Source organism: Pseudomonas sp. AF32 (genome assembly GCF_022342325.2).
GTDB lineage: Bacteria > Pseudomonadota > Gammaproteobacteria > Pseudomonadales > Pseudomonadaceae > Aquipseudomonas > Aquipseudomonas uvaldensis.
Genome location: NZ_RQJK02000030.1, coordinates 22513 through 35815, shown reverse-complemented (window position 1 = coordinate 35815; position 13303 = coordinate 22513). Strand labels below are relative to the sequence as shown.

The 13303-nt window shown below is 60.6% G+C and carries 9 protein-coding genes; 5 read left to right on the top strand and 4 right to left on the bottom strand.

The genetic code is table 11. The annotated features are described in order from the left end of the window. Position 1 precedes the first annotated feature (1 nt). The 4 genes from aceF (at position 2) to msrA (ending at position 7002) form a co-directional block, all read left to right on the top strand. A complete protein-coding gene (gene aceF, locus EGM97_RS23645; protein WP_238964754.1) occupies positions 2 to 1639 on the top strand; it encodes a dihydrolipoyllysine-residue acetyltransferase in 1638 nt (545 codons plus the stop codon). Between the two features lie 305 nt (positions 1640 to 1944). After that, the gene (locus EGM97_RS23640) at positions 1945 to 3339 is read left to right on the top strand and encodes an alkaline phosphatase D family protein (RefSeq protein WP_238964753.1); all 1395 of its coding nucleotides are present in this window, start codon (positions 1945 to 1947) and stop codon (positions 3337 to 3339) included. Between the two features lie 193 nt (positions 3340 to 3532). Next, the gene (locus EGM97_RS23635) at positions 3533 to 6232 is read left to right on the top strand and encodes a putative bifunctional diguanylate cyclase/phosphodiesterase (protein ID WP_238964752.1); all 2700 of its coding nucleotides are present in this window, start codon (positions 3533 to 3535) and stop codon (positions 6230 to 6232) included. Positions 6233 to 6354: 122 nt separating this feature from the next. Continuing rightward, positions 6355 to 7002, top strand: coding sequence for a peptide-methionine (S)-S-oxide reductase MsrA (msrA, locus tag EGM97_RS23630; protein ID WP_053148168.1), 648 nt, complete (start codon positions 6355 to 6357; stop codon positions 7000 to 7002). 140 nt (positions 7003 to 7142) lie between these two features. Here the strand turns inward: msrA and EGM97_RS23625 are convergent, their stop codons facing one another. The 3 genes from EGM97_RS23625 to EGM97_RS23615 form a co-directional block, all read right to left on the bottom strand. Continuing rightward, on the bottom strand, positions 7143 to 7982 hold the full coding sequence (locus EGM97_RS23625) for a 23S rRNA (adenine(2030)-N(6))-methyltransferase RlmJ (protein WP_238964751.1): 840 nt from the start codon (positions 7980 to 7982) through the stop codon (positions 7143 to 7145). Between the two features lie 96 nt (positions 7983 to 8078). Then, complete coding sequence (locus EGM97_RS23620; protein WP_238964750.1) at positions 8079 to 8798, bottom strand: DUF4123 domain-containing protein; 720 nt, start codon at positions 8796 to 8798, stop codon at positions 8079 to 8081. Between the two features lie 8 nt (positions 8799 to 8806). Continuing rightward, positions 8807 to 10834: a type VI secretion system Vgr family protein gene (locus EGM97_RS23615; RefSeq protein WP_238964749.1), complete on the bottom strand. Its 2028-nt coding sequence runs from the start codon at positions 10832 to 10834 to the stop codon at positions 8807 to 8809. 268 nt (positions 10835 to 11102) lie between these two features. Here EGM97_RS23615 and EGM97_RS23610 point away from each other — a divergent pair, with 268 nt between their 5' ends. Then, complete coding sequence (locus EGM97_RS23610) at positions 11103 to 11597, top strand: DUF2165 family protein (protein ID WP_238964748.1); 495 nt, start codon at positions 11103 to 11105, stop codon at positions 11595 to 11597. Positions 11598 to 11692: 95 nt separating this feature from the next. Here the strand turns inward: EGM97_RS23610 and putP are convergent, their stop codons facing one another. Next, on the bottom strand, positions 11693 to 13177 hold the full coding sequence (gene putP / locus EGM97_RS23605; RefSeq protein ID WP_238964747.1) for a sodium/proline symporter PutP: 1485 nt from the start codon (positions 13175 to 13177) through the stop codon (positions 11693 to 11695). Positions 13178 to 13303 lie beyond the last annotated feature (126 nt).

The window sequence follows — 13303 nt, the reverse complement described above, 5'->3', positions numbered from 1 at the left end:
CGTGAGCGAACTCATTCGCGTACCTGACATCGGCAGCGGTGAAGGTGAAGTAATCGAACTGTTTGTGAAGGTCGGCGACCGTATCGAAGCCGACCAGAGCATCCTGACTCTTGAATCGGACAAGGCCAGCATGGAAGTGCCTGCGCCGAAGGCCGGTGTCATCAAGAGCCTGAAAGTGAAGCTGGGCGATCGCCTGAAAGAAGGCGACGAGCTGCTGGAACTGGAAGTCGAGGGCGCCGCTGCGGCGCCTGAGGCGGCCGCACCCGCTGCTGCCCCGGCGGCTGAAAAGCCTGCCGCTGCACCGGCTGCCGAGGCGGCACCTGCCCCGGCCGCCGCACCGGCTGCCGCTACTGTCCAGGACATTCATGTCCCGGACATCGGTTCGTCGGGCAAGGCCAAGATCATCGAAGTACTGGTCAAGGCCGGCGACACCGTCGAAGCCGACCAGTCGCTGATCACCCTGGAGTCCGACAAGGCCAGCATGGAAATCCCGTCGCCGGCCGCCGGCGTGGTGGAAAGCGTCGAGATCAAGCTGGAAGACGAAGTCGGCACCGGTGACCTGATCCTGAAGTTGAAAGTAGCCGGTGCCGCTGCACCCGCTGCCCCAGCGCCAGCCCCCGCACCTGCTACCGCCAAGACCGAAGCCGCTCCGGCCCCGGCTGCCGCGCCAGCCGCCAAGGTCGAAGCTGCGCCAGCACCGGTCGCCGCGCCTGCGCCAAGCGGTGCCAAAGTCCATGCCGGTCCTGCCGTGCGTCAGTTAGCCCGTGAATTCGGCGTCGAGCTGTCGGCCGTCAGCCCAAGCGGCCCACACGGTCGTGTGTTGAAGGAAGACGTGCAGGCTCACGTCAAGGCCATGATGCAGAAGGCCAAGAACGCCCCTGCCGAAGGCGCCACCGGCGGCGCGGGCATCCCGCCGATCCCGGCGGTGGACTTCAGCCGCTTCGGCGAAACCGAAGAAGTGGCCATGACCCGCCTGATGCAGATCGGCGCGTCGAGCCTGCATCGCAGCTGGCTGAACATCCCGCACGTGACCCAGTTCGACCAGGCCGACATCACCGAGCTGGAAGCCTTCCGCGTCGCGCAGAAAGCCGTGGCGGAAAAGGCCGGCGTGAAGCTGACCGTGCTGCCGTTGCTGCTCAAGGCGTGTGCGCACCTGCTCAAGGAACTGCCGGACTTCAACAGCTCCCTGGCCCCGAGCGGCAAGGCTGTGATCCGCAAGAAGTACGTGCACATCGGCTTTGCCGTCGACACCCCGGAAGGCCTGCTGGTACCGGTCATCCGCAACGTCGACCAGAAGAGCCTGCTGCAACTGGCCGGCGAAGCCGCTGCCCTGGCCGAAAAGGCCCGGAACAAGAAGCTCACCGCCGACGACATGCAGGGTGCCTGCTTCACCATCTCCAGTCTCGGCCACATTGGCGGCACCGGCTTCACGCCGATCGTCAACGCGCCGGAAGTGGCGATCCTGGGCGTCTCCAAGGCCACCATCCAGCCTGTCTGGGACGGCAAGGCCTTCCAGCCCAAGCTGATGCTGCCGCTGTCGCTGTCCTACGATCACCGAGTGATCAACGGCGCCGCCGCTGCACGCTTCACCAAGCGCCTGAGCGACCTGCTGGGCGACATCCGCACCATCTTGCTGTAACCGGACGGCCCTCCTTCACCGGAGGGCCCTCCAGACCGCTGTTTCCGAGCGCCACGCTCGTACCTCAACCCCGCCCGTTTGGCGGGGCTTTTTTTGCGCGCCATAAACACTCGACTGCGCAACGGGAAAAGCACCATCCACTTTTCCTACTCTGAAGAACATAAATGGCTACGTTTCCTGTTGGTTATGGCCGACAACATCTGTCCCCTTCCCTTTGAAAAACAATCCCACGTCGGGCTTTAGCATGGCCCCTGCACGGCTGAGCAACAAACTTCTTCAACTATTACTTTCGAATGGATTCGAATATGTTCAAACCCACCGTCGGCCCTATTGTTGGCCATACTACAAGCGATCATGCACGGATATTCCTGCGCGGCAGTCAATACACTAACAATCCGGTATACGCTGGGCTGCGTTACAGGCTTCAGGGTGACAGTAAGTGGTCAGAAGGCCGCTTTATCCAGCTGCATGCCCACCGTGACATGTCCGATGTCATCGTATTGACTGGCCTCCAGGCCGACAGCCTCTACCAATATCAAGCGGGTTGGCTCACCTTGGAAAGTCCGACCCCGTCCCTGGAAGCTCTTCAGGAACAGTCCGTGCAATGGCCCGAAGATGTCTATTGCCTACGGACTCTGCCTCGCGAAAACGGTGCGCTACAGGCGTATATCGTGGGTTCGTGCCGCTATTTGAGAATCACCGCCGGCACCCCATCGACCCCTGAACGGGGGGACCGGACCTTTGCCGGAATCCAGCGCGTCGTGGACCGGGCCGATCCTCCCATCCGCGGCGTCCTGATGACAGGGGACCAGGTTTATCTCGACGACCTGAATATCGTCGCGCCGGATCGAACCTATAAAGACATCCTGTTCAAATACCGCATTGTCTTTTCTCAGCCCCATATTGGCAAGTTGATGTCCAGCGTACCGACTTACATGATTCTCGACGACCATGAAATCGAAGATAACTGGCCCGCCAACAAACAATTCAAGGATGAAATCCTGTACGCGAATGCCATGAGTGCTTATCGACTTTATCAAGTCAGCCATAGTCCCGCCCATGAACTAACGAGCGACGGAGCATTGAACAGATCGCTGAAGCATTATTGGTATGAACTTTCCCATGGCGATATCGAATGGTTTGTTACCGATAGCCGGACCCAGCGCAATCTGTCATCGCAAGACCGACGCATCCTGGATATAGAACAGGAGCGGGCACTCCTTGCATGGCTCGACAACAGCACAGCCCGAGTCAAGTTCATCGTGACCAGCGTCATGTTCTACCCCGACAGCAAACGTGATGACGGCGATGCCTGGCAGGCCTTCCCGCAACAGCGCCTGCGGCTTCTGGAATACATCCGTCAACGGAAGATCAGGAACGTGATTTTCGTGTCCGGCGATGTCCATGGCTCCATGACCAGTCGTCTGGGCCATAGCGAGGATGCCGATTTCGAGGTGCATACCATCGTTTCCTCGCCGTTCTACAACAGCGAACTGCTGCCATACGCTTCGGCCTCGGATTTTATTTTCGATAACGCCATGGCCCGGACCGGAAACGGTGAATACCGCTATGAGCTGACCAGCCCCGTGATCGGCCAGGATAACTTCGCCCACCTGCGGGTCGCGGCCCAGAGCGTCCAAGTGACGTTCTATGACGGCGACGCAAGGCCCCTGCATACGGTCGAAATCCCGTTGCGCTGACAAACGGTTGCTCTTGCCGTGCCCTCTGATCGACCGGGGGACTGGAGAAATCCGCCGATTGGCCGATAAGGTTTATAGCACTTGGCCTTCATCTCTCTTGTCAGCCAGTGTCGCAATGATGCAACCTTGCGACAATCCTTGAGAACGAGGGCGTCAGCCCGGCGCGATCAGCATTTTCGAAGCGAGTTTCCCCATGAAAAGCCAACCCGATGCCGCCAGCCGTATGGCGGCCGAGGTAGTGACGCAATTACCGGTGCCCTCGCGGCTCGGTATGCTGCGTTTCGAACGGCTGAATGAAGCGAGCTGGGCGCTGCTGTTCCTCGATCCCAATTGCGAGCGTTACTTCGGCGTACCGGCCGTGGAGCTTTGCTCGCTGGTCAGCTCACCCTATGCCAGCCTGATGGAGCCCGAAGCACGCTATCAGTTGCACGACGCGATCCAGCAGCAACTGGCCGAGGCCCCGCATTATCTGGTTCGCTACACGCTGCACACCGCCAAAGGCCCCATGAACCTGCTGGAGATGGGTGAAGCCTACAAGCAACACAACCGCCATCTGCTGCGTGGTTACCTGCTGGCGGTGGACAGCCTGCTGCAAAACGGGCCGTCGACCTCGGCTCCGGCTCTGGATCTGGAAACCCAGAACTCGCGCCTGCAAATCGCCCTGGAGCTGAACCAGCGCGCCCAACAAGAACAGCTTCAGCACCTGGACCGGGTGCGCGCGCAGCAGGACCTGATCCTGTTGCTGACCCGCCAACGCTACAGCGCCAACAATTCCCTGCTGGAAGCTGCCGAACTCATTACTCGCAGTGCCTGCGACATTTACCAGATCGACTGTGCCAGCATCTGGAATCTGGAAGACGGCAAGTTGGTGCCCATTTCAGCCTATAACCGCGCAACCCAGGAATACTTTCGCCCGGATGTAATCGATGCCAACGAGTATCCGAATTACATGGAGGCCTTGCAGACCTGCCGCGCCATCGATGCCCACAACGCGATACGCGACCCACGCACCCGGGAAATGGCTGAAAACCTGCGCGCGCGTAACGTCAACGCCATGCTCGACGCCAGCGTGCGGATCGACGGCCAGGTGGTGGGCGTTCTGTGCCTGGAACAGGTGGGCGCCACCCGCGCCTGGCAGTCGGACGAGATAGCCTTCGCCGGCGAGCTGGCGGACCAGTTCGCCCAGGTTATCAACAATCACAACCGACGCATTGCCACCAGTGCCCTGCACCTGTTCCAGCGCGCCGTGGAACAAAGCGCCAACGCGTTTCTGCTGGTCAACTGCGACGGCGTGGTGGAATACGTCAATCCCAGCTTCACCGCCATCACTCAGTACACCACCGAAGAGGTTCACGGCCAGCGCTTGTCCGAACTGCCAGCCCTGGAAAACCTCAGCGAACTGCTGTTCGACGCGCCCTCGGCCCTGGCGCAGAGCAACAGCTGGCAGGGCGAGTTCAAGAGCCGGCGCAAGAACCTGGAACCGTACTGGGGCCAACTGTCGATTTCCAAGGTGTATGGCGATAATCGCGAGCTGACCCACTACATCGGCATCTACGAAGACATTACCCAGGCCAAGCTCGCCCAGCAGCGCATCGAGCGCCTGGCCTACACCGACAACCTGACCAACCTGGGCAACCGCCCTGCGTTCATTCGCAACCTGGACGAACGCTTCGCACGGGACAGTGACTCGCCCATCAGCCTGCTGCTGGTGGACATCGATAACTTCAAACGCATCAACGACAGCCTCGGCCACCAGACCGGCGACAAATTGCTGATCAGCCTGGCACGGCGCCTGCGCAACAGCCTGAGCCCGAGCGGTAGCCTCGCGCGCTTCGCCAGCAATGAATTTGCCGTACTGCTGGACGACACCGACCTTGAGGCCGGACAGCAAGTCGCCAGTCAATTGCTGATGACGCTCGACAAGCCGATGTTCGTCGACAATCAGCTGATCAGCGTGACCGGCTCCGTGGGCCTGGCCTGTGCGCCGCTGCACGGCCGCGACCCCCAGACCCTGATGCGCAACGCCGGGCTCGCACTGCACAAGGCCAAGGCCAACGGCAAGCATCAGGTCCAGGTGTTCACCGAGGCACTGAATGCCGAGGCCAGCTACAAGCTGTTCGTGGAAAACAACCTGCGCCGCGCCCTGACCCAGAACGAACTGGACGTGTTCTACCAGCCCAAGCTGTGCCTGCGCAGCGGCCGCCTGCTGGGCATGGAGGCACTGCTGCGCTGGAATCATCCGGAAAAGGGCATGATCCGCCCGGACCAGTTCATCAGCGTGGCCGAAGAAACCGGCCTGATCATCCCCATCGGCAAGTGGATCGCCCGCCAGGCTTGCCGCATGAGCAAGGAACTGACCGCCTCCGGGCTGGGCAACCTGCAAGTGGCAATCAACCTCTCGCCCAAGCAGTTCTCTGACCCGGACCTGGTCGCCTCGATCGCCAGTATCCTCAAGGAAGAACAACTGCCCGCACACCTGCTGGAACTGGAGTTGACCGAAGGCCTGCTGCTGGAAGCCACCGAAGACACCCACCAGCAACTCGACCAGCTCAAGCGGTTGGGCCTGACCCTGGCCATGGATGATTTCGGCACCGGTTATTCATCCCTGAGTTACCTGAAAAAATTCCCGATCGATATCATCAAGATCGATCGCAGCTTCATCCATGAGATCCCGGACAATCAGGACGACATGGAAATCACCTCGGCCGTGATCGCCATGGCCCACAACCTGAAGCTCAAGGTCGTGGCCGAAGGCATCGAGACCGCGCAGCAATTGGCTTTCCTGCGCCGTCACCGCTGCGACGTCGGCCAGGGTTACCTGTTCGACCGGCCAATCCCCGGCGGGGAGCTGGTCGAGAAGCTCAAGCGCTATCCGCGCGGTCCGCTCGCGTAGCTCAAGCTTCAAGCTTCAAGCTTCAAGCTTCAAGCTTCAAGCTTCAAGCAAACGATGGCACACTCTCACCACTTGTAGCTTGCAGCTTGCGACTTACAGCTGCCTTCCTAAGAGGACTGATGATGGTCTTGCGCTCGGAAATCCTGGTGAACAAAAACGTGCTGCCTACTCAAGAACAAGCCCTGCCTGGCCGTGAAACCCCGATCAAGGTTCCGGATGAACATTTCGTCAATGGCAACCCACTGCTCGGCCCATTCCCCGGCAATGTTGAATTCGCAATCTTCGGCCTGGGCTGCTTCTGGGGCGCGGAACGGCGTTTCTGGCAACGCGAAGGGGTCTACAGCACTTCGGTGGGCTACGCCGGCGGCTTTACCCCCAACCCCACCTATGAAGAAGTCTGCTCGGGCCTGACCGGCCATAGCGAAGTGGTGCTGGTGGTCTATGAGCCGGAGAAAGTCAGCTATGAGCAACTGCTGGCAATGTTCTGGGAACTGCACAACCCGACCCAGGGCATGCGCCAGGGCAACGACATCGGCACCCAGTACCGTTCGGTGATCTACTGCACCACGCCAGAACAGCTGGCAGCGGCGAAAAAGAGCAAGGAAGTTTTCCAGGCCGAACTGACCAAGGCCGGCCTCGGGGAAATCACCACCGAAATCGACGAAGCGCCGACGTTTTACTATGCCGAGGCTTATCACCAGCAATACCTGGCGAAGAATCCGGAAGGGTATTGCGGGATTGGCGGCACGGGCGTGACCTGCCCGATCTGATTCTTGCCGTGAAAAGCATCGCGAGCAGGCTCGCTTCCACATGGGTTCGGTGTTTGATCATGCTCTTGCGATCAACATCGGTCTCTTGTGGGAGCGAGCCTGCTCGCGATGGCGTCCTGACAGACGCCATCGATTCCCGCTCAGCTTTCTGCAATCAACCAATCCATCTGCCAACCACCCTGGGTCTGCCCGAGTTTCTTCGACAACCAAGGCAGCAGCTCCCGTAACTCCTCCTCCAGCCCCCACGGCGGGTTGGCAATCGCCAGGCCGGAGCCGTTCAGGCTGTTGGGCGTGGCCAACGGATGCACCAACAACTCCACCCGCAACAGCTTCGGCGCACCGGTGCCGGCCAGGTCCTGGTAGAAACGGCGCAACATTCGCTGATCCTTCACCGGGTACCAGATCGCGGCCACCGTCTGGCGCATCCGGCCAATGGCATCCTTGAGGGAGGCGGCACAGCGCTGCATCTCGTCGAGCTTCTCGAACGGCGGATCGATCAACATCAGGCCACGTTTCTCCGCCACCGGCAGCAATGCGCGGGGCACATGCCAACCTTCACCCAGGTGCACCGCCACCCGACGGTCACCTTTCATGTTGTCCTTGAGCAGCACACCGTCCTCGGGATGCTTCTCGTTGAGCAACACCCGATCCTGCGACCGGGTCAGGCGCCGTGCCAGCTCCGGCGACCCCGGGTAGTAGCGCAACTGCCCGTCCGGGTTCATGTCGTGCAGCACTTTCATGTAATCAGCGGTCAGTGCCGGCAAGTCGTCCTGCCCCCATAACCGTGCGATGCCCTCCAGGTATTCACCGGTCCGATTGGCCTGGTCGCCCTGCAGGTCATACAGGCCAATGCCCGCATGGGTATCGAGGTAGGCGAACGGCTGTTCCTTGCGCGACATCAAGGCGATGAGGCGAGTCAGGGTCAGGTGTTTGAACACATCGGCGTGATTGCCGGCGTGGAAGGCGTGGCGATAGTTCATGGCGGCTCCTGCGAAGGGCGACGAGTTTACCTTGAAGCGCATCGGACGTCAGGAGTTCGCAGCCGAGCGGACGAGCGCCGACCGCCCCAACGACCCTCAGCCCAGCTCCAGTAACAAATAAGCGTGCAACGGCGCCTTGGGCCCATTGACCGGCTCATATTCGTCAAGAAAGTGTTCGATCTTACGGCGCAGGATCCGCTCATCGACCCGCTCGAACAGATACGGATGCTCTTCGTCGAGCCACCTGAGCAGGTTAGCCAACAGGCAGTCTTGCGTACCCTCGGCCAATGCTTTCAATAGAACGGCAGGGACCTCCCACCAGGGGAAGGCTCGTCCCGGCTGCCGGGCATTTCCCATGATCGTCAGGGCCTGGCCGTTGATGAGACAACGACTGACGACGGGCAATAACTGGGCGGCATCGACCTCGTCGGATTGAAGGATCGGCTGGAGAAACCGCCCATCCCAGAAGCGGAAAAACACAGGGGTGCCGCCCGGCAACAGCACTTGGGTGAGCCCGCACAAATGCTCGGCAAGGGTTTGCTGATCGACTGAGGAAACCGCCAGCCAGCCCCAATCGAGCGAATCGGTGTTCGCCACCCAGCGAAGGAACTCACCGTCTACAGGAACCACTCCCACATAGGGCATGACCGCTTCCCAGTCGGCATAGGGCGTATCGGCCCAGATCGGGCTGGGTGTGGCCATCGTCGAACGCCTCCAGGCTGCCAATGACATGGCGGTGCTGGCGTTACCGAAGATCGCGAAGAGCTGCTCGGATGTTTGCAATGGATGCCGCTCAAGCCATTCGTAGGGAGACATTCGGCAGTTCATAAGCATCCCCCGGTATCGCAAATGCCGCTCCTGCAGCGTTCACACTCCTCGCAGAACGGTGCCGGACCTTGCAGGCTGAGCATCTGCGCGAGGGACAACCGGGGCGCCACCGCGGCCATCAGCGTCTCGACCTTGCCCGGCGAACCCGGCGCCGCCTTCATCACGGCCACGGGCGCCCCACCGACCTGGATCGGCACGCTGCTGAAAATCCCGCCCGCGCCGATGTTGATCCAGTGCCCGCCCGCCTGGATGGTTGCACTGGCCCCGCCTTCCAGCACCACTTGCTGGCCGGCGCTGACGTGGAAATGCTGGCTGGCACCGAGGGTCTGGCTGGTCACGCGGATGTGTCGGTCACCGCTGACCAGCAAGTGATCGTCCTGGCCGATTTCAACCTGGCGGCGACCACGGGCGATGTGCAGGTCATCGGCCCCAAGCTCATGCCGAGCCGTACCGGCGACGACCACACTGCGCTCATGATCAACCTGCACTCGTTGGTCATGAAGTACATGCTGGGTCCAGTTCCGTTGTGCCCGCAGATAGATTTCTTCAGCCCCCTTGCGATCCTCGATGCGCAATTCGTTGTAGCCACCCCCGCCAGGGCTGCTCTGGCTGCGCAATATGCTGCGGGTCTTGTCCGCTGGCAGATCCAAAGGCGGTGGGTTGGCTCCGTTGGGCAAACAGCCGACCACCAGGGGCTTGTCCACGTCCCCGTCGATGAAGCCCACCAGCACTTCCATGCCGACCCGGGGAATCATCACACCGCCATAGCGATCATGGGCCCATCCCGAGGCCACCCGCAGCCAGCAGCTGGAATGCTCGTTCCGCTGGCCCTCACGATCCCAGATCATCTGCACCTTGACCCGTCCGAACTCGTCGCAATGGATCTCGCTGTCGACCGGTCCCGTCACCACCGCGGGGTGATAACCACGGGCCGAGGGTTTTTCGTAATGCAGCGAGGGGCGGAAAAATACGTCCCACGGCGTCGCAAAAAAAGTATTGCTGTAGCCCTGGAACTCGTCCGCGCTATCCGTGACCGTCTCTTCCAGCACTTGCGGCTGACGGCCCCGGTGAGTGAGGTGTGTCAGGAGCCATAGATCATTCCACTGCACCTGTGGATGCCCGGCGATCTGCATGAAATGTCCGCTGGCGAGGGCGCACTGGTCCCCGCGGCCTTCGGCCAGACGGGAGTCGGCGCCATGGCGCTCCAGTGCACGCCGGGCCAGATGCGTGCCATGCTCGCGATCAGAGAAAAGACCGGGATAGCGATACTCCTCCAGCGCCGGCTGCCGCTGGCTATCCTGGTGGGTTTGCAACAGCAGGCCGGGTTGGCGGAAATCGTAATCGCGCAGCGTCACCGCGTTGGTGCGTGTCTGGAGCCGGACCGCCAGGCGCTTGATCGCCGCTTCCCCGGCGGCCATGCCACTGCCCGGCAGATACAACGTCGGCTCGGGCAGGCGGGGGAAGACGGTCTGATCATCACCAAACACCAGCAAGTGGCCGTCAGGGCTGTGCCGGAAGTGGTAGTGGATTCCGACCTGCGCGCACAACCGTTCGATAAAGGCCAGATCGCTTTCACCGTATTGCACGCAGTATTCACGTTCGGGGTACTCACCACCGAGGCTGAACTGAAACCCATCGCCATGGATGCCATGATCCTTCAGCACCCTGGCGATGATCGAAGGCACGCTCAGGTGCTGGAAAATCCGCTGGTTGATGCGGTGGCGCAGGTAAGCCAGGCGCGGCACCAGCCTGATCTGGTAACGAGTCAGGCGTTTCCCCGGATCGCCTTGGGCCACGCTGTAAACCTGGCCATGAACCCCACGGCCCAAGTGGTCGAACCCCAAGTATGCCTGGCGATGCAACAATGCCTCCAATGCCAGGTCCCCTCGCTCGCTCACCAGCTCTACATCGAAACAATAGGGTTGACTGATGCCCTCCTCGCCCGTGAACTCAAGCACCTTGAACTCATTCGGTCCGTCGTCGAGCGTCAGTGTGAAACGCGGTTGGTTGGCAGACGCGAACATCCGATGTCTCTCTGCAAAATGTAGGTGGACGATTCTGCATGAGCCACACGGAGAGCGGGCTGGAGGTCAGGAAAAACAGATTTGCCTTACATCCGGCGAGATAAAAGCCGCAGCATGTGCTGCATTTTCCGATAGACATCCTTTGCGCCGCAGCCTACGGAACCCGTCCCACGATTGAATCAGCGGCGTCTTACAACCTGACGAGCCTCGGCACTGCAACACGGCGTGATAACGTTCCCTTCGTCGCAAAAAAGCAAAGGACGCCCCCATGACGACTCGCTACGCAAAAATCGCAATGACCCTGGCACTTGCCGCATTCGCCTTCCTGACGGCGTTCAATAACATCACCGACTACCGCTCCAACTTCAATTTCGTCCAGCACGTGCTGAGCATGGACACCACGTTCCCGGACAACGCCGCCCGCTATCGGGCTATCGTCCAGCCATGGCTGTGGCATGGCGCCTATTGGCTGATCATCCTCGGCGAAGCGATCACCGCCGGGCTGCTCGGCTACGGGGCACTGAAATTGTGGCAGGCGCGCAAGGCCGGGGGCGAGACGTTCACACGGGCCAAGCGCTGGACCATCGCCGGCCTGACGACGGGATTCCTCGTCTGGTTCTTTGGCTTCATGGTGGTCGGAGGGGAATGGTTTCTGATGTGGCAATCCGAAGTCTGGAATGGCCAGGACGCTGCGTTCAGATTCTATATGGCGCTGCTGGGTGCACTGATCTTTCTCAACCAGCCCGACGCTACGATCGACTGACAGCGCAAATGAAAACGGCCCACCTCCACTGGAGCCGGGCCGTTTTTTTCATCCAACCTTCGAGCGAGCCGTCCAGGCCTCGCCGAAAGCCTCGCTTAGTTGTTCAGGCGGAAATCTTTCTCGGCCGCTTCGAAGCGCTGCACCATACCGGCGGTAGGCGAGCCCATCTTGCTGACGAAGTAGATGGCCAGGCTGGCGAAGATGAAGCCCGGGATGATTTCGTACAGGCCCAGCAACTCGAAGTGCTTCCAGACGATCACAGTGATCGCACCGACCAGGATACCGGCCAGCGCGCCGTTACGGGTCATGCCTTTCCAAACCACCGAGATCAGGACAACCGGACCGAAAGCGGCACCGAAACCGGCCCAGGCGTAGCTCACCAGGCCCAGCACACGGTTTTCCGGGTTGGCGGCCAGGGCAATGGCAACCAATGCCACCAACAGAACCATGGCACGGCCTACCCAGACCAGTTCCAGCTGGGAAGCGCTCTTGCGCAGGAAGGTCTTGTAGAAGTCTTCAGTCAGGGCGCTGGAGCACACCAGCAACTGGCAGCTCAGGGTACTCATTACCGCCGCCAGGATGGCAGACAGCAGGACACCGGCGATCCATGGGTTGAACAGCAGCTTGGCCAGCTCGATGAACACACGCTCATGGTTCTCGGTCACGGGACCGGCCACTTCAGGGTGTGCCGAGAAGTAAGCGATGCCGAAGAAGCCGACAGCAACGGTGCCACCCAGGCACAGGATCATCCAGGTCATGGAGATGCGACGGGCATTGGCGATGGACTTCACCGAATCGGCTGCCATGAAACGCGCCAGGATGTGCGGCTGGCCGAAATAGCCCAGGCCCCAGCCCATCAGCGAGATGATGCCGATGAAGGTAGTGTTCTTCAGCATGTCGAAGGACGAAGGATCTTTCGCTTCGATGGCCAGGAACGTGGTGTCCACGCCGCCGGTGGCCAGCAGCACGATGATCGGCGTCAGGATCAGGGCGAAGATCATCAGGGTGGCTTGTACGGTGTCAGTCCAGCTCACGGCCAGGAAACCACCGACGAAGGTGTAGGCGATGGTCGCGGCGGCACCGGCCCACAGCGCTGTCTCGTAGGACATGCCGAAAGTGCTTTCGAACAGACGGGCACCGGCCACGATGCCGGAGGCGCAGTAGATGGTGAAGAACACCAGGATGACCACCGCCGAGATGATACGCAGCACACCGCTCTTGTCTTCGAAACGGCTGGAGAAGTAGTCCGGCAGGGTCAGTGCATCGCCGTTATGCTCGGTCTGGACCCGCAGGCGACCGGCTACGAACAGCCAGTTCAGGTAGGCACCAACGATCAGGCCGATGGCGATCCAGCTTTCCGACAGGCCGGACATGTAGATGGCACCAGGCAGGCCCATCAGCAGCCAGCCGCTCATGTCGGAGGCACCGGCGGACAATGCGGTCACGACGCTGCCCAGGCTGCGGCCACCCAGAATGTAATCGGAAAGGTTGTTGGTGGATCGATAAGCCATCAGGCCGATCAGGACCATGGCTGCGATATAGATCACGAAGGTGATCAGGGTGGGATTGCTTACACTCATGAGTTACGCCCTGGCTTTGTTTTTATGTAGCGGTGGCAGTTGAAAGCGCCGACAACACAGACGTTGTAGCGACGATTTGCAGACCCGCGAATTTATGACTGATGTTTCCCCAGGAAAGCCATCAGC

What these genes read in the sequence shown, in the direction of transcription:
- EGM97_RS23620 (WP_238964750.1), bottom strand. Translation starts at nt 8,798, where the DNA reads ATGTCTCCCTACGAATGGCTTGAGCGGCATCCATTGCAAACATCCGAG.
- EGM97_RS23640 (WP_238964753.1), top strand. Translation starts at nt 1,945, where the DNA reads ATGTTCAAACCCACCGTCGGCCCTATTGTTGGCCATACTACAAGCGAT.
- EGM97_RS23615 (WP_238964749.1), bottom strand. Translation starts at nt 10,834, where the DNA reads ATGTTCGCGTCTGCCAACCAACCGCGTTTCACACTGACGCTCGACGAC.
- EGM97_RS23625 (WP_238964751.1), bottom strand. Translation starts at nt 7,982, where the DNA reads ATGAACTATCGCCACGCCTTCCACGCCGGCAATCACGCCGATGTGTTC.
- EGM97_RS23610 (WP_238964748.1), top strand. Translation starts at nt 11,103, where the DNA reads ATGACGACTCGCTACGCAAAAATCGCAATGACCCTGGCACTTGCCGCA.
- msrA (WP_053148168.1), top strand. Translation starts at nt 6,355, where the DNA reads ATGGTCTTGCGCTCGGAAATCCTGGTGAACAAAAACGTGCTGCCTACT.
- EGM97_RS23635 (WP_238964752.1), top strand. Translation starts at nt 3,533, where the DNA reads ATGAAAAGCCAACCCGATGCCGCCAGCCGTATGGCGGCCGAGGTAGTG.
- putP (WP_238964747.1), bottom strand. Translation starts at nt 13,177, where the DNA reads ATGAGTGTAAGCAATCCCACCCTGATCACCTTCGTGATCTATATCGCA.